The organism is Kocuria nitroreducens (genome assembly GCF_042879195.1).
In the GTDB taxonomy this organism is placed as follows: Bacteria; Actinomycetota; Actinomycetes; order Actinomycetales; family Micrococcaceae; genus Kocuria; species Kocuria nitroreducens.
The window spans coordinates 1-22,696 of sequence record NZ_JBHZTC010000032.1 but is presented as its reverse complement, the minus strand read 5'-3'; the positions used below and the strand labels follow the sequence as shown (position 1 = coordinate 22,696).

20 protein-coding genes, 1 pseudogene and 2 riboswitches are annotated in these 22,696 nt (G+C 72.4%); of the genes and pseudogenes, 9 read left to right on the top strand and 12 right to left on the bottom strand.

Annotated features, from left to right (window positions below; translation table 11 throughout):
• Positions 1-112: 112 nt before the first annotated feature.
• The 6 genes from ACFYE1_RS16350 to ACFYE1_RS16325 all read right to left on the bottom strand — a co-directional run bounded on the left by ACFYE1_RS16350 (position 113) and on the right by ACFYE1_RS16325 (position 7,380).
• On the bottom strand, positions 113-1,180 hold the full coding sequence (locus tag ACFYE1_RS16350) for a tartrate dehydrogenase (protein ID WP_387745249.1): 1,068 nt from the start codon (positions 1,178-1,180) through the stop codon (positions 113-115).
• Between the two features lie 114 nt (positions 1,181-1,294).
• Positions 1,295-2,623, bottom strand: coding sequence for an MFS transporter (locus ACFYE1_RS16345; RefSeq protein WP_387745244.1), 1,329 nt, complete (start codon positions 2,621-2,623; stop codon positions 1,295-1,297).
• A 38-nt stretch (positions 2,624-2,661) separates the two neighbouring features.
• Positions 2,662-3,789, bottom strand: a complete 1,128-nt coding sequence (locus tag ACFYE1_RS16340; RefSeq protein WP_387745239.1) for a thiolase family protein — start codon at positions 3,787-3,789, stop codon at positions 2,662-2,664.
• Positions 3,786-4,244, bottom strand: a complete 459-nt coding sequence (locus tag ACFYE1_RS16335) for a Zn-ribbon domain-containing OB-fold protein (RefSeq protein ID WP_387745236.1) — start codon at positions 4,242-4,244, stop codon at positions 3,786-3,788. The genes ACFYE1_RS16340 and ACFYE1_RS16335 overlap by 4 nt, the downstream gene beginning before the upstream one ends.
• On the bottom strand, positions 4,241-5,422 hold the full coding sequence (locus ACFYE1_RS16330; RefSeq protein ID WP_387745233.1) for a thiolase family protein: 1,182 nt from the start codon (positions 5,420-5,422) through the stop codon (positions 4,241-4,243). The genes ACFYE1_RS16335 and ACFYE1_RS16330 overlap by 4 nt, the downstream gene beginning before the upstream one ends.
• On the bottom strand, positions 5,419-7,380 hold the full coding sequence (locus tag ACFYE1_RS16325) for an acetoacetate--CoA ligase (RefSeq protein WP_387745230.1): 1,962 nt from the start codon (positions 7,378-7,380) through the stop codon (positions 5,419-5,421). Before ACFYE1_RS16325 ends, ACFYE1_RS16330 begins: the two co-directional genes overlap by 4 nt.
• An 84-nt stretch (positions 7,381-7,464) precedes the next feature.
• A riboswitch (SAM riboswitch) is annotated at positions 7,465-7,579 on the bottom strand.
• Between the two features lie 106 nt (positions 7,580-7,685).
• A riboswitch (SAM riboswitch) is annotated at positions 7,686-7,784 on the top strand.
• An 82-nt stretch (positions 7,785-7,866) separates the two neighbouring features.
• On the opposite strand from ACFYE1_RS16325, the gene ACFYE1_RS16320 reads away from it, so the two are divergent.
• Together ACFYE1_RS16320 and ACFYE1_RS16315 are read left to right on the top strand one after the other, a co-directional pair.
• Positions 7,867-9,210, top strand: coding sequence for an O-acetylhomoserine aminocarboxypropyltransferase/cysteine synthase family protein (locus ACFYE1_RS16320; protein WP_387745227.1), 1,344 nt, complete (start codon positions 7,867-7,869; stop codon positions 9,208-9,210).
• Positions 9,207-9,701 (top strand): CoA-binding protein, encoded by a 495-nt coding sequence (locus tag ACFYE1_RS16315; protein ID WP_387745224.1) that lies wholly within the window; start codon positions 9,207-9,209, stop codon positions 9,699-9,701. The genes ACFYE1_RS16320 and ACFYE1_RS16315 overlap by 4 nt, the downstream gene beginning before the upstream one ends.
• 60 nt (positions 9,702-9,761) lie before the next feature.
• On the opposite strand, the gene ACFYE1_RS16310 is transcribed toward ACFYE1_RS16315, so the two are convergent.
• From ACFYE1_RS16310 to ilvD, 3 genes are all read right to left on the bottom strand, one after another.
• Positions 9,762-10,283: an OsmC family protein gene (locus ACFYE1_RS16310; RefSeq protein ID WP_387745221.1), complete on the bottom strand. Its 522-nt coding sequence runs from the start codon at positions 10,281-10,283 to the stop codon at positions 9,762-9,764.
• 61 nt (positions 10,284-10,344) lie between these two features.
• Positions 10,345-10,653, bottom strand: a complete 309-nt coding sequence (locus tag ACFYE1_RS16305; RefSeq protein WP_387745218.1) for a hypothetical protein — start codon at positions 10,651-10,653, stop codon at positions 10,345-10,347.
• 50 nt (positions 10,654-10,703) lie between these two features.
• Positions 10,704-12,536, bottom strand: coding sequence for a dihydroxy-acid dehydratase (ilvD, locus tag ACFYE1_RS16300; protein ID WP_387745215.1), 1,833 nt, complete (start codon positions 12,534-12,536; stop codon positions 10,704-10,706).
• Positions 12,537-12,752: 216 nt separating this feature from the next.
• Between ilvD and ACFYE1_RS16295 the strand changes: the two genes are divergently transcribed.
• The 4 genes from ACFYE1_RS16295 (at position 12,753) to ACFYE1_RS16280 (ending at position 16,772) form a co-directional block, all read left to right on the top strand.
• Positions 12,753-14,279 (top strand): gluconokinase, encoded by a 1,527-nt coding sequence (locus tag ACFYE1_RS16295; protein WP_387745212.1) that lies wholly within the window; start codon positions 12,753-12,755, stop codon positions 14,277-14,279.
• Between the two features lie 301 nt (positions 14,280-14,580).
• Complete coding sequence (locus tag ACFYE1_RS16290; protein ID WP_387745209.1) at positions 14,581-14,874, top strand: hypothetical protein; 294 nt, start codon at positions 14,581-14,583, stop codon at positions 14,872-14,874.
• A 108-nt stretch (positions 14,875-14,982) separates the two neighbouring features.
• The gene (locus ACFYE1_RS16285; RefSeq protein ID WP_387745206.1) at positions 14,983-16,131 is read left to right on the top strand and encodes a zinc-dependent alcohol dehydrogenase; all 1,149 of its coding nucleotides are present in this window, start codon (positions 14,983-14,985) and stop codon (positions 16,129-16,131) included.
• A 38-nt stretch (positions 16,132-16,169) separates the two neighbouring features.
• Positions 16,170-16,772 (top strand): hypothetical protein, encoded by a 603-nt coding sequence (locus ACFYE1_RS16280; protein WP_387745203.1) that lies wholly within the window; start codon positions 16,170-16,172, stop codon positions 16,770-16,772.
• Between the two features lie 64 nt (positions 16,773-16,836).
• Here ACFYE1_RS16280 and ACFYE1_RS16275 read toward each other — a convergent pair whose 3' ends face one another.
• The 3 genes from ACFYE1_RS16275 to ACFYE1_RS16265 all read right to left on the bottom strand — a co-directional run bounded on the left by ACFYE1_RS16275 (position 16,837) and on the right by ACFYE1_RS16265 (position 20,238).
• Positions 16,837-18,057 (bottom strand): fumarylacetoacetate hydrolase family protein, encoded by a 1,221-nt coding sequence (locus tag ACFYE1_RS16275; RefSeq protein ID WP_387745200.1) that lies wholly within the window; start codon positions 18,055-18,057, stop codon positions 16,837-16,839.
• An 85-nt stretch (positions 18,058-18,142) separates the two neighbouring features.
• Positions 18,143-19,015 (bottom strand): hypothetical protein, encoded by an 873-nt coding sequence (locus ACFYE1_RS16270; protein WP_387745197.1) that lies wholly within the window; start codon positions 19,013-19,015, stop codon positions 18,143-18,145.
• Complete coding sequence (locus tag ACFYE1_RS16265; protein WP_387745194.1) at positions 19,012-20,238, bottom strand: homogentisate 1,2-dioxygenase; 1,227 nt, start codon at positions 20,236-20,238, stop codon at positions 19,012-19,014. The genes ACFYE1_RS16270 and ACFYE1_RS16265 overlap by 4 nt, the downstream gene beginning before the upstream one ends.
• Positions 20,239-20,335: 97 nt before the next feature.
• Here ACFYE1_RS16265 and ACFYE1_RS16260 point away from each other — a divergent pair, with 97 nt between their 5' ends.
• The 3 genes and pseudogenes from ACFYE1_RS16260 (at position 20,336) to ACFYE1_RS16250 (ending at position 22,234) form a co-directional block, all read left to right on the top strand.
• A complete protein-coding gene (locus tag ACFYE1_RS16260) occupies positions 20,336-20,911 on the top strand; it encodes a MarR family winged helix-turn-helix transcriptional regulator (RefSeq protein WP_387745191.1) in 576 nt (191 codons plus the stop codon).
• A gap of 94 nt (positions 20,912-21,005) precedes the next feature.
• A pseudogene (locus ACFYE1_RS16255) lies at positions 21,006-21,257 on the top strand (FAD-dependent monooxygenase); the annotation flags it as partial.
• Positions 21,258-21,718: 461 nt separating this feature from the next.
• Entirely contained in the window at positions 21,719-22,234 is a 516-nt protein-coding gene (locus ACFYE1_RS16250) for a GNAT family N-acetyltransferase (RefSeq protein ID WP_387745188.1), read from the top strand.
• Positions 22,235-22,696: the final 462 nt, after the last annotated feature.

The following is a 22,696-nucleotide window of genomic DNA, read 5'->3' as shown; positions in this document are numbered from 1 at the left end:
TCATCTGACCCACCCCACCCCACCCCGGGGCCCCCGGCCGCCACGCGACCGGGGGCCCTCCCACGCCACCGGACACGAGCGGGCCCGGTGGCGTGGGCCCACGGGCTCTCCGCTATCGGGCCGTGGTGCAACGGGCCAGCACAGCCCGGGTGAACTCCTCCGTGCCCGCCGTCCCGCCGAGGTCGCCGGTGCGGGTGCCGTCGGCGAGGGCCTGCTCGAAGGCGGACTCCAGGTGCCGGGCCGCCTCGGCCTCCCCGAGGTGGTCCAGCATCATGGCCGCCGCCCACATGGTGCCCACCGGGTTCGCGACGCCCTGGCCGGCGATGTCCGGCGCGGAGCCGTGCACCGGCTCGAACATGGACGGGTGCGTCTTCTCCGGGTTCAGGTTCGCGCTGGGGGCGACACCGATCGAACCGGCGGCCCCGGCCGCGAGGTCGGAGAGGATGTCGCCGAAGAGGTTGGAGGCGACGATCACGTCCAGGCTCCGCGGCTTGAGCACCATCCGGGCGGCCAGGGCATCGATCAGCACCTTCTCGACCGTCACCCCCGGGTACTCGGAGACCGTGGCCTCCACGACCTCGTCCCAGAACGGCATGGTGTGGATGATGCCGTTGGACTTCGTGGCCGAGACCAGCCGGCCCGAGCGGCGCTGGGCCAGCTCGGCGGCGTAGCGGGCGATCCGGGTGACGCCGGCGCGGGTGAACACGGACTCCTGGACGGCCATCTCCTCGGGCCGGCCGCGGTAGAGCCGGCCACCGACCTCGGAGTACTCGCCCTCGATGTTCTCGCGGACGACGACGAGGTCCAGCTCGTCGAGCCCGCGCAGGGGCGAGGTGACGCCGGGCAGGATCCGGATCGGCCGGAGGTTGACGTACTGGTGGAACTCACGGCGGATCGGGATCAGCAGGCCCCACAGGGTCACGTCGTCGGGGATGTCCGGGGCGCCCACCGCCCCGAGCAGGACGCCGTCGCCGGAGGCGAGCTGCTCGATGCCGTCCACGGGCATCATCCGGGAGTGGGCCCGGTAGTGGTCGGATCCCCAGGCGCGCTCGCGCCAGCGCACCGTGAAACCGTGCGCGTCCGCCAGGGCGTCGACGCAGCGCAGCGCGGACGGCATGACCTCCTGGCCGATGCCGTCGCCGGCGATCACGTCGATGGTGTACTGCCGTTGGCCTGTCACAGGGAACCTCCGCAGCCTCGTCCGGACCGCGGAGGCGGGCGCGCTCCGCGGCTGGTGCCGAGCATAGCCCGCCGGGGCGGACCGTGACGGTCCGCCCCGGCGGCCGGACGGGCGTCAGAACTTCTCGCGGAAGGTCTCCCGTGCGAGCAGCGTGCACACGGTCGAGATCACGCCGAGCGCCACGATGTAGAGGCTGATGCCCCAGGTCGCGCCGTCCTGCGCGGCCAGCAGCGAGGCCGCGATCAGCGGTGCCAGGCCGCCCGAGAGCATGGCCCCGACCTGGTATCCGATCGAGGCGCCCGAGAGGCGGACCTTGCTGCCGAACAGCTCGGAGAAGTACACGGCCTGGGGGCCGTAGACCATGTCGTGCAGGAAGTTCGCGCCGATGACCATGCCCAGCGTCACCCACAGGACGCTGTGGGTGTCCGCGATGACGAAGATGAACGGGAAGTAGAGCGTGCCCAGCACGCATCCGGCCAGGTAGACGGGCTTGCGCCCCACCTTGTCGCTGAGCCAGGACCAGCCCGGGATGGTGAGGAAGCCCACCACCGAGGAGATCATCACGGCGTTGAGCCCGACCTGGTAGTCCATCTCCAGGGAGTCCCTGATGTAGGCGAGCATGAACACGGTGTAGATGTAGAAGACGGCGTTCTGGAACATCTTCATGCCGATGGTCAGGAGCAGGTTGCGCCAGTGGTGCACGATGACCTCGCGGGAGGGCTTCTCGGCCCGGGTGTCCGTGTCCAGGAGCTCCTGGAAGACGGGGGACTCGGCCACGGCCATCCGGATCACGATCCCGACGATGATGAGCACGGCCGAGAGCAGGAACGGGATGCGCCAGCCCCAGGCCGTGAACGCCTCCTGGCCCAGTCCGCTGCTGACCAGCGCGAAGACGCCGGACGAGATGAGCAGCCCGGCGGGCACACCGAGCTGGGGGAAGCTGCCGAACAGTCCGCGCCTGCCCTTCGGCGCGTGCTCGACGGCCATCACCACGGCCGAGCCCCACTCCCCGCCCACGGCGAAGCCCTGGATCAGGCGCATGAGGCAGAGCAGCGCGGGGGCCCACAGGCCGATGGCGTCGTAGGAGGGCAGCAGCCCGATCAGGAACGTGCTGACGCCCATGAGGACGAGGGAGAGCATCAGCATGGTCTTGCGGCCGATGCGGTCGCCGTAGTGACCGAAGATGAAGCCGCCGAGGGGCCGGGCCGCGAAACCCACCGCATAGGTGGCGAAGGCCTTCACGACACCGATGGCCGGGTCGTCCTCGGGGAAGAACACGGCCGGGAAGATCAGCGCGGCGGCAGTGCCGTAGAGGTAGTAGTCGTACCACTCGATGGTGGTGCCCACGAAGCTGCCGACGGCGACCTTGCGGGACTCCTTCCGGGTGTCCAGGACGGCTCGTCCGGGCGGGACGGCGGGGGGCGGTGACGTGATCGTGCTCATGGATGGTCTTTCTCTCGGTGCGGGAGGGGAACGATGGATCAGGAGACGGCTTCGAGGAGGACCGCGAGGCCCTGTCCTCCGCCGCCGCACAGGGTCGCGACGGCTCGACGGCCGTTGCGGACCTGCAGGGTCCGGGCCGCGGTCAGTGCCAGCCGGAAGCCGCTGGCGCCCAGGGGGTGCCCCACGGCGACGGCCCCGCCGTGGACGTTGACGACCTCGCCGGGCACCCCGAGGTCCCGGGCGGAGGCGATCGCGACCCCGGCGAACGCCTCGTTGATCTCGTAGACGTCGACGTCCGCGGGGACCAGGCCCCGGCGGTCGAGGACCCGGCGCACGGCACGGGCCGGCTTCAGGTGCAGGCTGGTGTCGGGACCGGCCACGAACGCCCAGTCCACGATCCGCGCCAGAGGCACGGCTCCCGTCCGGTCGAGGACCTCCCCGGAGACGACCAGGCCGGCGCTCGCGCCGTCGGCCGTCTGGGAGGCGTTGCCCGCGGTGATGGTCCCGTCCGGGGTGAACGCCGGACGCAGGCCGGCGAGGGCCTCGATCGACGACTGCGCCCGCACACCCTGGTCGTCGGTGTGCACGGTGCCCGCCGGCAGCGGCACGGGCACGGTCTCGCCGCGCAGGAAGTCCCGCGCGGCCAGGGCCCGGGCGTGGGAGCCGTGGGCCCAGGCGTCCTGGTCCTCGCGGCTGATGCCGAGCTCGGCGTTGACCCGGTCCGAGACGACCCCCATCGACCGGCCGGAGGCGGCGTCCAGCAGCCCGTCCTGGAGGACGGCGTCGACGTCCCCGCCGAGCCGTCCGCCGGTGGACATCGAGTCGAACCCGCCCACGAGATAGGCGGCGCCCTCCCCCACGGCGATCCGCCGTGCGGCGTCGCACACCGCCTCCAGGGAGGCCAGGCAGACGCTGTTGAGGGTCAGTGCGGGCACCTCCGGATCCACGCCGCCGGCCAGCGCCGCCGTCCGCGCGGGGTTCTGGCCGAGCCCGGCCTGCACGACGACGCCCAGCAGCGCGGCGTCGAGCGCGAGATCCGGGTGGCGGCGCAGCAGCTCCGCGATCGGCAGGGCCCCGAGCTCGGTCGCGCTCCGGTCCGCGAGGGCCTGCCCGGTGCGCCCGAAGGGGACGCGGATCCCGTCGAGCAGGTAGGCGCCGGGGCTCATCGGGGTTCTCCCGCCGGAACCGCGGTGGGCAGGGTGTACTCCCCGACGGGCGTGAAGGAGATCCGGACGGGCATGCCGACGGCGACGTCCGCCGGGGCGACGTCGCGGAGGGTGGTCAGCATCGTGGGTCCTTCGGCGAGGACCAGGACCGCCACGACGTACGGTGCGGCGTCGGCCCAGCCCGGGTGCCCGGGCTTGTGCACCACGGTGAAGCTGCGGACGGTGGCCTTCCCCGAGGCTTCCCGCCAGCGCAGGTCCTGGCTCCAGCAGTGCGGGCACTGCGCGCGCGGGTAGAACACCCAGCGCTCGCACCCGGCGCAGTGCTGGAGCTCGAAGCGACCCCGGGCGCAGGCGTCCCAGAAGTGTCGCGTCTCCCCCGTCGGGACGGGCGGGGGCACGGCGAGGGCGGACAGCCGCGCGGCGGTCAGCACCTGCTTCTCGCGGGACAGAGTCATCGTGCGGCCTCCTGGGAGCCGAGGACCAGGGCGACGGCCTCGCTCATGGTCGCCCCGTTGCCCGTGACGAGGGCGAGGTGCGGGTCGGCGGCCTGGCGCCCGTGGGCGGTGCCGCGCAGCTGGTGGACGGCCTCGATGGCATGGCTCATGCCGCCGGCGAGATCGGCCTGGCCGCACCCCAGCTGGCCGCCGTGGGGGTTGTAGGACACCGGACCGGTGTGCGAGAGGTCCCTGCCCTGCATCCACTGCGCGAACTCCCCGGGCCCGCACACCCCCGCGTCCTCGAGGGTGATGGCGGCCAGCACGGTGTAGCAGTCGTAGATCGACAGGACGTCGAGGTCCGCCGGGGAGATCCCCGCCTGTGCGCAGGCCTGGGCCGTGGACGGCTTGAGCGGCCCGGTCGTGAGGGAGGGCGACTGGCTCATGGCCCGGTGGGTCAGCTTCTCGCCCGCGCCGAGCAGGTGCACGGGAGCATGGGGCAGGTCCATCGCCGCGGCCCGCTCGGGACTGACGACGACGGCCGCGGTGGCCCCCGCCACCGGCATCACGATCTCCAGCAGGTGCAGCGGCTCGGCGATGAAGGGCGAGTCGAGGACGTCCTGCACCGTGGCCGGCCTGCCCGAGAAGATCGCGTTCGGGTTGTGCTCGGCGTGGGCCCGGGAGACGGCGGCGATCCGCGCGAAGTCGGCGTCGGTGGTCCCGTACCGGTCCATGTGGGCGGTCTTCAGCAGGGCGTAGGAGGTGTTGGCGCCGGAGGCCCCGAACGGGACGTCGAACTCGCGGATCGGATTGCGGTTGGGCGAGCGGGGCGGCACCGGATTGCGGTGGTTGCCGACCAGGCACAGCACGACGTCGGCCATGCCCGCGTCGATCGCCGCCGCCGCCCGCCAGAGCATGCCCGGTCCGGTGGCCCCGCCGAGGTCCACCACGTTCGCCATCCGGGGCTGCAGGCCGAGGTACTCGGAGAGCATCGCCGGGACGTGCTGCGGGGTCTCGCCGACCTGGGGGCCCATCAGCAGCCCGTCGATCTCGCCCTTGCCGATCCCGGCGTCCTCGACGGCGAGCTTCGCGGCCCGGGCCAGCAGGCCCATGGTCGTGGCGTCCTCCGTCCGGCGGACCGGCCGGAGCTCGCCCACGCCGACGATCGCGCCGCGCGCCGTTCCCTGGCCGCGACTCATGCGAACAGCTTCCTGTACGCGTCGAGGGAGCCGGGGTTGGCCAGCGACGCCTCGTTCTTCACGGCCCCGCCGCCGGCGGCGGTGCGTGCCGCGCCTTCGACCTTCTTGCCGTTGAGGGTGTAGGGGACCTCGGCGACGGAGAAGACGTGGGCGGGGACGTGCCGGGGCGAGGCCTGGGTGCGGATGTCCGCCCTCAGCTCCGCGGCGAAGCCGGGGGTCAGCTCGTGCCCGTCGGCCATCACGAGGCAGAGGACGACCTCCTCGTCGGTGCGGGCGGTGTGCCCGAAGACGAGGGACTCGGCGACCTCGGGGCGCCGGTCGACCACCCGGTAGATCTCCGCGGTGCCGATCCGCACGCCGTTGGGCTTGAGCGTCGTGTCCGAGCGGCCGTGGACGACGACGGAGCGGCGCGTGGTGATCTCGGCGAGGTCGCCGTGGGTCCACACGTCCGGGCGCTCGGCGAAGTAGGTGTGGTGGTAGCGCTGCAGTCCCCCCTCCCCGAGGAAGGTCAGCGGCATCGACGGGAAGGGCTCGGTGCACACGAGCTCGCCCTTCTCCCCGACCACCGGCGCTCCCCGCTCGTCCAGCACGCTGACGGCGTGCCCGAGGGCGATGCAGGTGATCTCGCCCCGGCGCACCGGGTGGAGGGGGGAGCCGAGCTGGAAGCAGCCGTGGATCTCCGTCCCGCCGCAGATCGAGGCGAAGACCATGTCCTGCTTCACCTCGGCGTACAGCCAGTCGTACTGCTCCGGGGAGACGGGCGCCCCGGCCGAGAGGACCGATCGCAGGGCGCTCAGGTCGTGGTGCTCCCGGGGCGCGTACCCGGAGTCCATGAGAGCGGTCAGGTACCGGGGGCTCGTGCCGAAGTGGGTGAGCCCGGCCTCGTCCGCCATCCGCCACAGGTGTCCGTGGTCGGCGGTGCCGTCGGGGAGGCGGGGCGAGGGGTGGCCGTCGATGAGCAGCACGGCCGCCTCGGCCGCCAGGACGGACACGACCCACGCGTACATCATCCAGGCGGTGGACGTGAACCAGGAGTGCACGTCGCCGGGACGGACGTCCCCGTGCAGGACGTGCTCCTTGAGGTGCTGGAGCAGGACGCCACCGGCGCTGTGCACGATGGCCTTGGGCAGCCCCGTGGTGCCCGAGGTGAACATGATCAGGCCGGGCGCGTCGAACGGGAAGCGCTCGAGCGTGAGGGGCGAGGTCTCGTCCGTGAACTCGTCCTCCCACCGGGGCGAGCCGACCAGGACGAGATCGGGCGTGGTCGCCAGGCGGGCGACGACCTCCTCCGCCCTGTCCCGCACGTCGAAGTCGCGGCCGTTGTAGGCGTAGCCCTGCGCGGCGACCACCACCGACGGGCCCACCTGCCCGATCCGGTCGACCAGGCCGGCCACCCCGAAGTCCGGGGAGCAGCCGGCCCAGGCGGCCCCCAGGGACAGGGTGGCGATCATCGTGGTGAGGTTCTCGACGGTGTTGGGGAGGATGCCGGCGACGACGTCGCCCTCACCGACCCCTGCCGCCCGCAGCCCCGCCTGGACGGCTGCGACCCGTCCACGCAGCTCCCCCACGGTGAGCCGCGTGTGGGTTCCCGTCTCGTCCGCGGCGAGCACCGCGAGCCGGTGGGGCTCGCCCCGCAGCAGGTTCTCGGCCACGTTGAGCCGCCCGGCGGGGAAGTACCTGGTCCCGAACATGCGTCCGTGCCGCAGGGAGGGCAGCAGCTCGAGATCGCCGCCGTCGGCCGGCGGCGCCTGCTCCACGACGTCGCCCTTGTCCCCGAGCACGCCCGTGAAGTCCCACAGCGCGTTCCAGAACTCCTCCCGCCGGGTCACCGACCAGCCGTGCAGCTCGTCGTAGCGACGGGGGTCGAACCCGTGGGCGAGTGCGAAGCGGCTCATGGCGGAGTCCCTGAAGGCGGAGTCCGGGGGTGTCCAGAGAGTGGCAGGGCCGTGCGGGGTCATCGGGCGGGGTGCGCCTTTCCTGAGCTGATCTGCCCCGTGGCCCGGCACCCCGTTCAGGGGTGCTGCGCAGATCCGGCGCGGAGGGCGCCGTACTTGCCGCAGGCGGTGTGCCCTGCGGCCCGATCCTCATCTGGGGCACCCCGCTACGGGAGAGGGTTGCCGCCCGGCCAGCCAGAGCTTCGCGCCGGGTCTCGTGATCGTGCTGAATGCGTTCCCACAATAGGCCAGGGAACCCGTCCGTGTCAGATCGGCGGAGCGTGACGGCCCGGTTGGCGCGAAACACTCCGGACGACCACAATGGAGGGCAGCCATCCCGAGCGGCCGAGAGACCTGGATCGACGACGCCGCAGCAACCGTGGTCGACGTCGCGGACCGCACGGTGCTACCGCCAGGACCGATGGAGCAGCGCACTCCCGGGCCGTCCACCGGGGGCACCTCTCCGTCCGGGACCGATCAGCGGCACCACCTGCACGAGGAGTCCTTCCCATGGCCGACCACCAGTTCGGGTTCCGCACCCGCGCCCTGCACGCCGGGGGCACCCCCGACGCCGAGCACGGCGCCCGGGCGGTCCCGATCTACCAGACCAGCTCGTTCGTCTTCAAGGACGCCGACGACGCCGCCAACCTGTTCGCCCTGCAGAAGTACGGCAACATCTACTCCCGCATCGGCAACCCGACGGTCGCGGCGTTCGAGGAGCGCATCGCGTCCCTCGAAGGCGGCATCGGCGCCGTGGCCACCGCCTCCGGCATGTCTGCCGAGTTCCTCGTGTTCGCCGCGCTCGCCCAGGCCGGGGACCACATCGTGGCCTCCGCCCAGCTCTACGGGGGGACGGTCACCCAGCTGGACGTCACCCTCCGCCGGTTCGGGATCGAGACCACGTTCGTGCCCGGCACCGACCCCGCCGACTACCGGGCCGCGGTGCGCCCGGGCACCAAGGCCGTCTACACGGAGGTCGTGGCCAACCCGTCCGGGGGGATCGCCGACCTGGAGGGCCTCGCCGCGGTCGCGCACGAGGCCGGTGTGCCGCTGGTCGTCGACTCGACCATGACCCCGCCGTACCTGATCCGTCCCATTGAGCACGGGGCCGACATCGTCATCCACTCCGCCACCAAGTTCCTGGGCGGCCACGGCACCACGCTGGGCGGCGTCGTCGTCGAGTCCGGCCGTTTCGACTGGGCGAACGGCAACTTCCCGTCGATGACGGAGCCGGTGCCGACGTACAACGACGTCACCTGGTGGGGGAACTTCGGGGAGTACGGGTTCCTGACCCGGCTGCGCACCGAGCAGCTACGGGACATCGGCCCCGCCCTGGCGCCCCAGTCCGCGTGGAACCTGCTCCAGGGCGTGGAGACGCTGCCGCAGCGGATGGACGCGCACCTGGCCAACGCGCAGGCCGTCGCGCGGTGGCTGGAGGAGGACCGGCGCGTGTCCTACGTCAACTACGCCGGTCTGCCGAGCCACCCCCACCACGACCGGGCGCGGAGATACCTGCCCCTCGGCCCGGGGGCCGTCTTCGCGTTCGGGGTCTCCCCCACGGACCGGCTCGGCGGACGGGAGGTGGGCGCCCGGTTCATCGAGAACCTGCAGCTGGCCAGCCACCTCGCCAACATCGGCGACGCCCGCACCCTCGTCCTGCACCCGGCCTCGACCACCCACCAGCAGCTCTCGGCCGAGCAGCTGCTCCAGGCGGGCGTGCGGGAGGACCTCATCCGCCTGTCGGTGGGCCTCGAGGACGTCGAGGACATCCTCTGGGACCTGGACCAGGCCCTTTCCGCGGCCACCGGGCTGGCCCGGGAGTCCGCCCCGACCGTCGAAGGAGCACTCCGATGACCGCCGAGACCCGCACCTGGACGGGACCGAGCGCGCCCGAGCGGCTGGCCATCCTGCACGGCACCGAGTCGATCGCCATCGTGGGCGCGTCCGACAAGCCCTCTCGCGCGTCCTACTTCGTCTCGACGTACCTGCTGTCCTCCTCGCCGTACCGGGTGTACTTCGTCAACCCGGTGCTGCGGGAGATCATGGGCCGGCCCGTCTACCCGTCCCTCGCCGACCTGCCGGAGACCCCCGACCTCGTCGACGCGTTCCGGCGCCACGACGACCTCCCCGGCGTGGCCCGCGACGCCGTGGCCGTCGGGGCGAGGACCCTGTGGCTGCAGCTGGGCTCCTGGCACGAGGAGGCGGCCAGGATCGCCGAGGAGGGCGGGCTCGGCGTGGTCATGGACCACTGTGTGAAGATCGAGCACGCCCGCTTCCACGGCGGCCTCCACCTGGCCGGGTTCAACACCGGGGTCATCTCGGCGAAGCGGCAGGCCCTGGCCTGAACGGCGACGGCCCCGGAAGCTTGAGGCATCCGGGGCCGCCCCGTCCCGCTGGGCAGGTCGCTACACGCGCTCGAGGACGAACCGCACCTCGGCCTTCAGGCTCTGGCTGACCACGCAGTACCGCTCCGTGGCCCGCGCGAGGCGATCCAGGGCGGTGTCGTCGAGGTCCGCGTCCACGCGGGCGGTCACGACGACGTCCTGGACCCCGACGGGCACGGCCCGGTCGACGCCCAGGGTGCCGCGGGCGTCGAACATCCCGTCCGCGGTCAGCTCGGCCGAGCGCACCTCCACGCCCATGGCGGTGGCGACGCTGCGCAGGGTCACCCCGGCGCAGGCCAGGAGCGCGTCGAGGAGCATGTCCCCGGAGCAGGCATCGCTGCCGTCACCGCCGGTGGCGGAGTGCGGACCGCCCCGCACGGGACCCGCCCAGGTGTCGACAGTGCAGGTCAGTCCGGGGTCCCGGAAGTCGCCGTGGGAGTGCAGGGGCGTGCAGGCCGCCCCGGGCTCGGCCCGGTAACGGTCCTTGAGGGGGGCCTGGAGCTGCCGGAGCTCCGCGGCGGTCATCTGGGTACGAGATTCCATGGTGCCACTGTAGAGCGTCCGGCGCGGACGGCACCACGCGGGGCACCCGCGCCGGACGGGATCAGCGGGCGCGCTCGGCCACCCGGTCCTCCCAGCAGGCCCGGGTGGTCACCCCGTCGGTGCCGTCCCAGGCCCCGGTCCCGGACCGGCCCGGGACGTCGCCGCTGTGGAAGACCGGCTCGGCGCCCTGCCTGCGCTGGGCCTCGTCGTTCATGAGCACCCGGACGGCCACGCCGGCGAGCAGCACCAGAACCACCGGGTCGATGGTGGCCATGACCGCCATGGACAGGTCGGCCAGGGACCGGGCCAGGTCCAGGTCCAGGTCCAGGTCCAGCGTGGCTCCACCGATGCCGAGCACCAGCACGAGCACGCGGCAGCCGGTCGCCGTCCACCGCGACCTCGCGGAACGGAGGGGCCGGGTCAGATCGCCCGCACGGCGCCCTTGTCCGCGGAGGTGACCATCGAGGCGTAGGCGCGCAGGGCCTTGGAGACCTGGCGCTCGCGCGGCTTGGTGGGGTACCACGGGGCCGGCCCCTTGGCCTGCCGGCGGGCGGCCAGGACGGCGTCGTCCACGTTCACGCGCAGCACGCGCCGGGCGACGTCGATCTCGATCTCGTCGCCGGACTCGATGAGGCCCACCGCGCCGCCGGCGGCGGCCTCCGGGGAGATGTGCCCGATCGAGAGGCCGGAGGTGCCGCCGGAGAAGCGGCCGTCGGTGATCAGGGCGCACTCCCGGCCGAGACCGAGGCCCTTGAGGTAGGAGGTCGGGTAGAGCATCTCCTGCATGCCCGGACCGCCCTTGGGGCCTTCGTAGGTGATGACCACGATGTCGCCGGGCTGCACGTTCTTGGACAGGATCTCGAACACGGCCTCGTCCTGGGACTCGACCACGAACGCCCTGCCGACGAAGTGGAACAGCTCCTCGTCGATGCCGGCGGTCTTGATGACCGCCCCGTCCTCGGCGATGTTGCCGTGGAGGATCGCCAGGCCGCCGTCCTGTGTGTAGGCGTGCTCGACCGAGCGGATGCAGCCGTCCTCGCCGTCGAGGTCGAGGGACTCGAACGTGTTGTCCGTGGAGAACGCCTGCGTGGTGCGCACGCCGCCGGGAGCGGCGTGGAAGAGCGTCCGGGCGCGCTCGGAGGACCGGCCGCTGCGGACGTCCCACTCGTCCAGCCAGGTGGCCAGGTCCGGGGCGTGCACCGTGTGCACGTCCTCGTTGAGCAGGCCCGCACGGCGCAGCTCGCCGAGGATCGCGGGAATGCCGCCGGCACGGTGCACGTGCTCGATGTGGAACCGCGTGGAGTTCGGCGCGACCTTGCACAGGCAGGGCACCCGGCGGGACAGGGCGTCGATGTCCGGGAGCGCGAAGTCCACCTCGCCCTCCTGGGCGGCGGCGAGGATGTGCAGGATCGTGTTCGTGGACCCGCCCATGGCGATGTCGAGGGCCATGGCGTTCTCGAACGCCGCCTTGGTGGCGATGTTGCGCGGGAGCACGGACTCGTCGTCCTGCTCGTAGTAGCGGCAGCACAGGTCCACGACCCGGCGGCCGGCCTCCAGGAACAGCTCCTTGCGGGCCACCTGGGTGGCCAGCGTGGTGCCGTTGCCGGGCAGGGAGAGACCGAGGGCCTCGGTGAGGCAGTTCATCGAGTTGGCGGTGAACATGCCGGAGCAGGACCCGCAGGTGGGGCAGGCGTTGCGCTCGATCTGTCCGAGCTGCTCGTCGGTGACGGACTCGTCGACGGCCATGGACATCGCGTCCACGAGGTCCAGCCGGTGCTCGACCACGCCCTCGACGGCCTCGCCGGACTCCATGGGCCCGCCGGAGACGAAGACCACCGGGATGTTCAGCCGCAGCGCGGCCAGCAGCATGCCGGGCGTGATCTTGTCGCAGTTGGAGATGCAGACCAGGGCGTCGGCCCGGTGGGCGTTGACCATGTACTCCACGGAGTCGGCGATGATGTCGCGCGAGGGCAGCGAGTAGAGCATGCCGTCGTGGCCCATCGCGATGCCGTCGTCGACCGCGATGGTGTTGAACTCCTTGGCCACACCGCCGGCCGCCTTGACCGCCGTGGCCACGAGGTCACCCATGTCCTTGAGGTGCACGTGGCCGGGTACGAACTGTGTGTAGGAGTTCGCGATCGCGACGATCGGCTTCCCGAAGTCGTCGTCGCCCATGCCGGTGGCGCGCCACAGGGCGCGGGCGCCGGCCATGTTGCGGCCGTGGGTCGAGGTGCGGGAGCGGAGGTGGGGCATGGCGGAGCGGTGTCTCCTCGGTCGGGGTTGTCCGGTGTCGGGGCGGGCGGACCGTGGGGGCGGAGCACCCGGGTCGACCGTCAGCGGTCCGCCGTCCAGAATACGCTCGTCCGCCGCAACGTCCTGCCTGTCGGACGCTTGTCTCAGCATGTGGACGCGACGGAGCGGGTCGCTCCTACACTGGGGCCACGACACGTCACGCAGGAGGATGGGCCCATGAGCAAGCACCCGACGCCCCCGCGGCCGGACGACGGCGCCGCGTTCAGCGTGGACCTGCATGACGCCGTCGACCCGCTGGTGATGGCCCTCGACGTCGGCTCGACGGGCAGCCGGGGCGGTCTGCACGACGCCACGGGGACCCCGGTGCGGGGCTACCGGCACAAGATCGAGCACGAGTTCACCACCGCGGCGGACGGGACCTCCGTGATCGACCCCGACCAGGTGACGGACGAGCTCACGGCAGTCCTCGACCTCGTCCTGGCCGATCCCGCGCTGGCCGGCCGGGTGGCGGGCGTCGCCCTGGACACCTTCGCGTCCTCGCTGGTGGGGGTCGGGACCGACGGCGGAGCGGTCACCACGTGCTTCACCTACGCCGACTCCCGGTGCGCCGAGCAGCTGGCCGGGCTGCGCGAGGAGCTCGACGAGCCCGCCGCGCTGCAGCGCACCGGTGCCCGCCTGCACACCTCCTACCTGGCCCCGCGGCTGCGGTGGCTCCGGGAGACGGACTCCGAGGCGTGGGAGCGGGCCCGGCGGTGGATGTCCCTGGGCGAGTACGTGCACCTGCGCCTGCTGGGCACCGCGCGCGCCGGGACCGCCACGGCCGCGTGGACCGGGATGCTGGACCGTCGCACGGGCCGGTGGGACGAACCCCTGCTCCTGGCCTGCGGACTGGAGGCGGAGCACTTCAACTCCCTCGCCGATCCGCACGAGCCGGTCCCGGACGTCGCGGCCTCCGTGGCCGAGCGCTGGCCGGCCCTCGAGGGCGCGGCCTGGTTCGCGCCCGTGGCCGACGGGCTGAGCGCCAATCTGGGCTCCGGCGGCGCCGACGCCACGACGATGGTCGTCTCCACCGCCACGTCCGGGGCCGCGCGCGTGCTGCTGCACCGGATTCCCGAGCGGGTGCCGACCGGGCTGTGGTGCTACCGCATCGACGCGGAGCGGTGCCTGCTGGGCGGTGCCCTCAACGACGTCGGCCGGGCGCTCGACTGGCTCGAGCGCACGGTGGCCCTGCCGGAGGGCACGACGCTCGCGGACGTCGCCGCCGCGGACGTGGCCGACTCCACCCCCGTGGTCCTGCCGTTCTTCACGGGCGAGCGCTCGACCGGCTGGGCCGGCGGCGCCCGGGCGGTGCTCGCATGCGTCTCGGCCTCGAGCACCGGGGCGGACCTCGCCCGCGGGGTGCTCGAGGGCGTCGCGGTCTCCTACGCCCGGGTGGCCGAGCAGCTCGAGGACGCCGCCGGCGGCGTGGACCGCGTCGTGGCCTCCGGCAGCGCGTCCCAGGACGTGCCGGAGCTGCTGCAGCTGCTCGCCGACGCCCTCGGCAAGCCCGTGACGCGGGCCGAGTTCAAGCGCGCGACCCTGCGCGGGACCGCCCTGCTCGCCCTCGAGTCCCTCGCCCCCGACGTGGAGCGGGCCCGCCCGCCCTACGGTCCGGAGCACGAGCCGGAGCCCGGGCGCGTGGAGCACTACCGGGACGCACGCGCCCGCTTCGAGGAGCTCTACGAGGGGGTCGTCGGCCGCTGACCCGCCGAACCCACCGCCGCTGCCCCGGCCCCGGCGCGCTCTCCCGGATTCCCGGGCAGAGGCGGTGAGATCGGCGACGGGTAACGCGAGGGCGTGCGGCGGCGTGCCTCCGCGTGACCTGGGTGCGAGCCGGACGTTTCCTCACACTGGGACACAATGGTGTACCTCCGCTAATACCGTGGCCCCGGCGCGGCCGCTTTCCTACCGTGGAGCCCGTGGGTGCGGGTGCCGACTCCACCCGGTGCTCGAGCACTCGCCCCCCACACCCCCCGCACCCCCGCACGGCACGGAAGGAACCACGATGGACGACTCCCTGGGCCGGGAACAGGCCGTCAGACTGCACCAGGCGCTCGAACGGGCGTCGATCAGGCACCGGCGGCTGTGGGTCCGCTACCTCAGCCTCGGCGGCAGCGTCGGCGAGCTGGAGGTCGGGGCCTACCTGCACCAGTGCCTGGACCTGCCGCCGCGCGAGCGGGACCTGCTGGCCTGGGCGGCCAACACCCTGCTCGACCGCCGGTACCACCCGCGCGTCCCGTCGAGCACCGACCTCCTGCGCCGGGGGACCGGCCACGGCGTCCCGGAGCGCACCGCCTGAGCGCACGGTCCCGGACCCGGCCGGCCCGGCGGAAGGGTTGACCCCCCCACCCGCCCGGTGGGACGCTGAGCCACATCGGAAGTCCCCTGATGGATCAGGACGGGTCGGATGAAGGCGATGGTGTACCGCGGGCCGTTCAAGGTCCGCGTGGACGAGAAGGACATCCCGGGGATCGAGCATCCCAACGACGCGATCGTGCGGGTCACCCTCGCGGCGATCTGCGGGTCGGACCTGCACCTCTACCACGGGATGATGCCGGACACCCGGGTCGGGACGACCTTCGGCCACGAGTTCGTCGGCGTGGTGCACGAGGTCGGCCCGTCGGTGCAGAACCTGGCGCCCGGCGACCGCGTCATGGTGCCGTTCAACGTGTACTGCGGGTCCTGCTGGTACTGCGCCCGGGGGCTGTACTCCAACTGCCACAACGTGAACCCCAACGCCACGGCGGTGGGCGGGATCTACGGCTACTCCCACACCTGCGGGGGCTATGACGGGGGTCAGGCAGAGTACGTGCGCGTCCCGTTCGCCGACGTGGGGCCCTCCCCGATCCCGGAGTGGATGACCGACGAGGACGCGGTGCTGTGCACGGATGCCCTCGCCACCGGCTACTTCGGGGCGCAGCTCGGTGGCATCGTCGAGGGCGACACCGTCATCGTCCTCGGTGCCGGCCCCGTGGGGCTGTACGCCGCGAAGTCGGCCTGGCTGATGGGCGCCGGCCGGGTGGTCGTGATCGACCACCTGGAGTACCGGCTCGAGAAGGCCCGGGAGTTCGCCCACGCCGAGACGTTCAACTTCGCGGAGTACGACGACATCGTGGTGGAGATGAAGAGGACCACGGACCACCTGGGCGCGGACGTCGTCATCGACGCCGTCGGGGCCGAGGCGGACGGCAGCTTCACCCAGCACGTGACCTCGGCCAAGCTCAAGCTGCAAGGCGGGTCCCCCGTCGCGCTGAACTGGGCGATCGACTCCGTGCGCAAGGGCGGGACCGTCTCGGTGATGGGGGCGTACGGGCCGATGTTCAGCGCCGTGAAGTTCGGCGACGCGCTCAACAAGGGGCTGACCCTGCGGATGAACCAGTGCCCCGTGAAGCGGCAGTGGCCGCGGCTGTTCGAGCACATCCGCAACGGCCACCTCACTCCCAGCGACCTCGTGACCCACCGCATCCCCCTGGAGCACATCGCCGAGGGGTACCACATCTTCTCGTCCAAGCTGGACGGCTGCCTCAAGCCGCTCGTCGTGCCCACCGCCTCCTGAGGCGGCAGGGCCGCGGGGCCGATCCGGAAGGTAGGACCATGACGAACACCCCCGAAGTCTCCCCGCACACCCCGTACACGGCCGGCGAAGCGGTGCGCTCCGTCGACCGCGAGGCGCTGCGGGCCCGCATTCCCGGCTGGGGCGCGGACCTCGATCCTGCCGACCGCCCGTCCGTGCCGAAGCTGCGCTACGACCCGGGTGCGACCGGCGCCCACTGGGATGTCCCCGAGCGCCAGGAGGAGAAGTGGCCGCGGGAGCGGTCGATCGAGCACGCCGGGCTCACGCCCGTCTTCGGCACCTCCTGCCCGCCGAAGGGCCTCTCCGGGGTGCTGCGCAAGCACGCCTACCGGAGGTACAGCGAGGGCCGGGCCGCGCACTGGCTGATCCTGCTGGCGGCCGACCGGGTCGACGCGTGGGAGAGCCACCTCGTGTCCTTCGCGAGCCTGCGCCCGGACAACCCGGTCACCCAGACCGGCGTGCTCAGCGAGTTCTCCCGCCACGGCCTCTCGTCCCGGCTGGGCTCCACGCGCGCCGACCTCTCGCACACGTGGCTGGACCCGGTCGTCGTCGCCGGACCCTGGGTCCTGGCGGGCGGCGCCGCGGTCGCCGCCGGGCGGGCCCTGGCCCGCCGCCGCGGCTGAGGCCGGCGAGGGCACTCAGCTCTCGACGGGGTCGTGGTCGTCCGGCCCGACCCGGCCCCGGTCCTCAGGTGGCGGGCAGGATCGTGGCGGTGCACTCGCCGAGGTCGATGACGGAGCCGCCGGGGCCGGGGGCGGTGCCGGTGAGGGTCACGGTCTGACCGTCCTGGAGAAAGGTCATCTCGGTGCCGTCGGGCAGGGCGAAGGCTTCCTGGCCGCCCCAGGAGAGCTCCAGGAAGGACCCGCGCTGGTCCGCCTCCGGGCCCGAGACTGTGCCGGAGCCGAAGAAGTCGCCCGGTCGCAGCCCGGCGCCGTTGACGCTCATGTGCGCGACCATCTGCGGCGCGGTCCAGTACATGGTGGACACCGGGGGGTGGGTGATCGTGTGCCCGTCCACGCTCACGCCCAGGGTGACGTCCAGGCCCCACGGGTCCCGGCCCTCGTCGTCGAGGTAGCGGGCGAGGGCGTGCTCGCGCGCCGGCGGGGCCACGCGGGCCGCCTCCAGGGCCTCCCACGGCACGACCCACAGCGAGATCGAGGACGCGAAGGACTTGCCGAGGTAGGGGCCCAGGGGCACGTACTCGTAGGCCTGGATGTCGCGGGCGGACCAGTCGTTGAACAGCACCACCCCAAAGAGGTGCTCGGCCGCCGCCCGCTCCAGGGAGACCTCCCCGGCCGCCGCCGCCCCGCCCAGGACGAAGCCGAGCTCCGCCTCGATGTCCAGGCGCCGGGAGGGGCCGAAGCTAGGGATGCCGGAAGGCTCGGGGCGCAGGCCCTTGGGGCGGGGGAAGTCCTGCCCGGACGGGATCACGGTGCCGGCGCGGCCGTGGTAGCCCACGGGCAGGTGCTTCCAGTTGGGCAGCAGCGGGGCCTGGTCGGGACGGAAGATCTTCCCCACGTTGGAGGCGTGGTGCTCGGAGGCGTAGTAGTCGACGTAGTCGGCCACGGTGAACGGCATGTGCAGGGAGATCCCCTCCACCGGGTACGACGACGCCGCGACCGCCTCGTCGAGCCCGTCCGTGGTCACGACCTCGACGAGCCAGCTCCGCAGCGCGGTCCAGGTCCCGTGGCCGGCCGCGAGCAGCGCGTCCAGGTCCGGGGCGGATGCCGCCGAGCGCGCGGCGTCGTCGAGGCCCTCCACGGCGGCGGCCAGGGCGGCGACGTCGATCGCCCGGTCCCCCAGGCGCACCCCCAGCCGATGCTCCCCGCCGGTGGGCGAGAAGGAGGCGTAGGGCAGGTTCTCGGGGCCGTAGCCCTCGGTGGCGAGGCGGTCGGCGGCGGTGCTCATGGGTGGATCTCCTTGGACGTCGGGGCAGAAGGCGATGACGGCGGCACCCTCCCGCCCCGGGGCCCGGGCACGGGAGGGCGCGGTGTCAGACGAGGCCGTGCGGGAAGAGACCGAGGTGCTCGAGGCTCGCGGCGGGCTCGCCCACGCTGCACGTCCCGAAGGACGTGAACGACTCGCGCCATGAGCCGTCGGAGGCCCGGGCGAGCTCGACCAGCGGTTCCGGGACCGTCTCGGTGAGCAGCCGGGCCACCCGCTCGGCGGGCTCGTGCGCTCGGGACGCCTCGGTGGCCATCGCGATGTTGAGGAACCCGTGGTGGGGAAACCCCGTGGCCGGGTTCGTGTACCGCACGGCCTCGTGCAGCCCGGCCGTGAGCTTGAACGGGATCCGCGCGGCCACGGCCTCGGTGAGCACCGCGGCCAGCTGCTCGGGGCTCGGGAACAGGTGCGCCTCGATCCCGCCGGTGCGGTACTTGAGGCGCAGACCGGTGCCCTCCAGCAGCTCCAGGGCCCCGCCGCGGACCTGGTCCGCGCTCAGCTCCACGAAGACCGGCAGCACGGTCGCGGCGGCGGCCTCCCGGATCTGGGCGGCCCACGCGTCCTGGTCGGACGGGTCGGTTCTGAGCTCCACGGCCACGACCCGCAGCTCGGGCCCGACCTGCTCGGCGGCGTCCAGCGCGGCCTGCAGCTGCCCGGCCGGTGTCACGGCGGCGACCTCGACCGCCCGGTCGCCGCCGTCCAGTCCGGCGGCGATCCGGCGGGCCCCGGACAGGTCCTCGAGCTTGAGCACCGCCGGCCCCACGGCCGCGACCAGCGGGTTCGCCCACCGTGCCACGTGGTCGGAGACCGCTTTCTCCAGCGGGGCGAGTCCCGGCGGGAACGTCGCGGCGTCGTCGAAGAACCCGGCGAACTGGGCCGGGACGCCCCGCCCGGCGGCGTCCGTGGTCCGGGCGGGGCTCACGAGTTCGACCACAGCCCGCCGGTCCACTTCCGGCCGGGGGTCCAGGACGTGACGTACTTGCCGTCGTCGCCGGCCAGCCCGGCCTCGCCCAGGTCCAGCGGCTGGAAGGTGTCGACCATGACGGCCGTCTCGTCGAAGTACTCCACGCCCAGGGACTTCTCGATCGCCCCGGGCTGCGGCCCGTGCGGGTGCCCGCCCGGGTGCAGGGAGATCGAGCCCTTGCCGATGCCCGAGCCCTTGCGCGCCTCGTAGTCCCCGTCCACATAGAACATGACCTCGTCCGAGTCCACGTTCGAGTGGTAGTACGGCACGGGCACGGCCAGCTCGTGGTAGTCGACCTTCCGGGGCACGAAGTTGCAGATCACGAAGTTGCGACCCTCGAAGACCTGGTGCACGGGCGGCGGCTGGTGCACCTTTCCGGTGATCGGCATGTAGTCCTTGATGCTGAAGGTGTACGGGTACAGGCACCCGTCCCAGCCCACCACGTCGAAGGGGTGCTCCGGCAGGACGTGGACCGTCCCGTCCAGGCCCGAGGGTCCGCGGCCCCGGTGCTTGACGTAGACCTCGACGTCGGTCTCGTCCCGCAGGAGCACACCGGTGGGCCCGTGCAGGTCGCGCTCGCAGTAGGGGGCGTGCTCGAGCAGCTGCCCGTACTTGGAGAGGTAGCGGTGCGGCGGGGTGATGTGGGAGTTGGCCTCGACGAAGTAGAGGCGGGCGGTCTCGCCCTCCCGCAGCACCCAGCGGTGGATCGTGGCCCGGGGGATCAGCACGTAGTCGCCCTCGACGGCCTCGAGCGGGCCGAACTGGGTCTCCACCCGTACCGAGCCGCGCTCCACGTAGACGCACTCGTCGCCCACGGCGTTCTTGTACAGCGGGGAGGTCCTGCCGACCCAGGCGTAGGAGAGCCGCACGTCGGAGTTGCCCATCACCAGCCGGCGGCCGGTCACGGCGTCGGTCCCGGCGGCCTGTTCCTCGGTGAACAGCTCGTGCAGCTTGAGGTGCCTCGGCAGCAGCGGGTCGTTGGGGGTCAGGCTCTGGTCGGGCAGCTCCCAGCCGCGGGTTCCGACGATCGCCGAGGGGATGTGCCGGTGGTAGAGCAGCGACGAGTCGGAGGAGAAGCCCTCCTCGCCCATGAGCTCCTCGTAGAGGACGTTGCCCGCGTCGTCCTTGAACAGGGTGTGACGCTGCCGGGGAACCGGGCCCAGCTGCCGGTAGTAGGCCATGGCAGTCTCCTTGCGTGTGGCGGTCTGTGAACCAGCTCTCCCCCAGATAGTAAAGCGTTGTACTATATGGGGCAAGCCCTCCCCTAGAATCGACGCCATGCCCCTCGCCGACCGCACCGAGCCCTCCGGGACGTCCCCCGCGACGTCCTCCGCCGCCGCACTGCCCGACTACTGGTCCTTCGTCCAGGCCGCCCAGCGCCGGATCTCCGAGGAGTTCCCCGACGCGGACCTCGCGGCCAACCGGATGTTCCTCTCGCTCAACCGGTCCGCGAGCACCGCCGTCTACGACTTCGAGTCGTCGATCCACCGTCCCGCCGGTGGGTCCTGGTCGAGCTTCCGGCTGCTCCTGGCCCTCTGGGTGGCCGGTCCTCTCAATCCCCACGAGGCCGCGCGCCTGACAGGAATGAGCCGCGCGGCGGTCTCCAACCTGACCGGCACGCTGGTCGGCAAGGACCTGCTCCGGCGCGAGGCGTCCCCGGCCGACGGCCGGTCCGTGACCCTGCACCTCACCGAGGCCGGGCAGGAGAAGATCCGCACGGCGTTCCGGGCCCAGAACGACCGGGAGAGCCAGTGGGCCGAGGCGCTGACCGAGGAGGAGCAGCACACGCTCGTGACCCTGCTGGAGAAGCTCATGGAGCAGCGCGAGCGGATCGGCGCGCGGGCCCGCAAGTAGTGCCGCGTGCCGGCGGACCCGGGCGGCCCGGCCGGGTGCGGCTGTCCCGGCGCGGGATCCCCACGGTCGTGGTCGAGGCGCGCGACGCCACGGGCAGCGGACAGTGACGACCTCGTGGCTCGCCGCCGCGGACGGCGCCCGCAGCGCGGTGCGCCGGTCCCTGGGCCTGCGCCTGGACGGGGCCGGCTACGAGGGCCGCTACGCGATCGCCGGCATCGAGCGGGTCAACGACTGGCCCACCGAGCGCTTCGCCCGGTTCGGCCCCGAGTCCGACCGCGGGTCGACGATCAGCATGCACCAGCAGCCCGGCGACGGTCAGTGGGGTGACAGAACGGGCCCCGGCTGACTGACCACGACATCCCGTCTCCGGGGATCGCCCGACAAGGGAAGAACCCGAGAAACGGCAGTCGGGCGTGGGACTGTCCGCCAGATCGTCCCGGTCGCCGAGAAGGCCGGCAATCGGCCATCTGTCAAGCGGGGCTTCGAGTTCCACGTCCCCCTGCTTCTCCTCGTGCGAGGCCTATCTGATCCTGGCACCTCGGTGCTCAGTCCTGGACATCGCCTGCACCGGTAGAGAACGACCCTTCTCCGGAAGCTGTGGGGATGAGGTGCTAGCCTCGCTGCCATTCGTGTCCGTCGACGAAGGATTTTCAGGACGTGAGGTTGGTGACCGTCCCCGAGGCTGTTGCCATGTGCGCCGTCATGACCATCCCCGCGCCTCCGGAGGCAGCCTGACCCCGCCTTCCTCTCCTCGCCCACGGCCTTCTCGCCGGTTGGGCTCCGACGAACTACGAACAGGTTCCCCTCGTGAAGACTCATCCTCAGTGGATCACGCGCGCGGAAACGCCGGCGGACGTCCCTGCCGTCCACGACCTCAACCGCGCCGCCTTCCCCACCGCCGAAGAGGCCGAGCTCGTGGATGCACTACGCCAGGACCCGGCCTGGATCGACGGGCTCTCCATGGTGACCACCTCCGGGGACGGCACGGTGGTGGCGCACGCTCTCTTGACCCGTTGCCACATCGGTGCGGTCCCGGCATTGTGCCTGGCACCGTGCGCGGTGCTGCCGGCCCACCAAAGCACCGGCGCCGGCTCCGCGGCGATTCGCGCCGTCCTGCACACGGCACAAGAGCAAGGCGAGGCCTTCATAGTCGTCCTGGGCCACCCCGGCTACTACCCGCGTTTCGGTTTCGAGCGGGCCTCCGCCCACGGCATCGGGCTGAGCATCGAGGTCCCGGACGAGGCCCTGATGGCACTCTCGTTGGACCCGGACCGTTCCCTGCCGGCGGGCATCGTGCGCTACGCGGAGCCCTTCGGGATCTGAGCCCAGCGCGCGGGAGCTACGGAGCATGACCTCGCACCCAGTTCGACCGATCCCGTGCCGCGCATTCCCGTTGGGACGCGCGGCACGGGCCCGCCGCAAAGGAGAACCCCCACCGCAGCTTCCGGAACAGGAGATGTCGCAGGGGATTTGCGTCAGGTCTTGGGTGTGCTCGGATTCTGTATCCTGGGCCGACCTGCAATGCCGGCACGGCAGTCCTCGACGCCCGACGGTGGCCCCCCGGGGGCGTTGACGTTCCGGTCCTTGCGCAGGCATCTGCGGTCTGCGGCGACACGGCCCTTCGTCTCGGTTTCCTGAGGTGGACGGTGGTCGTGGACACAGGAAAGGGGCGGGACGGCCCCCCGGCCAGTCCCGCCCCGCTGTTCCCTGTCTTAGTACTGCAACAACAGATTGTGACCTACTGTCAGATCTGCTATTTGATGGTCTGTGCAGACTCAGATGGTG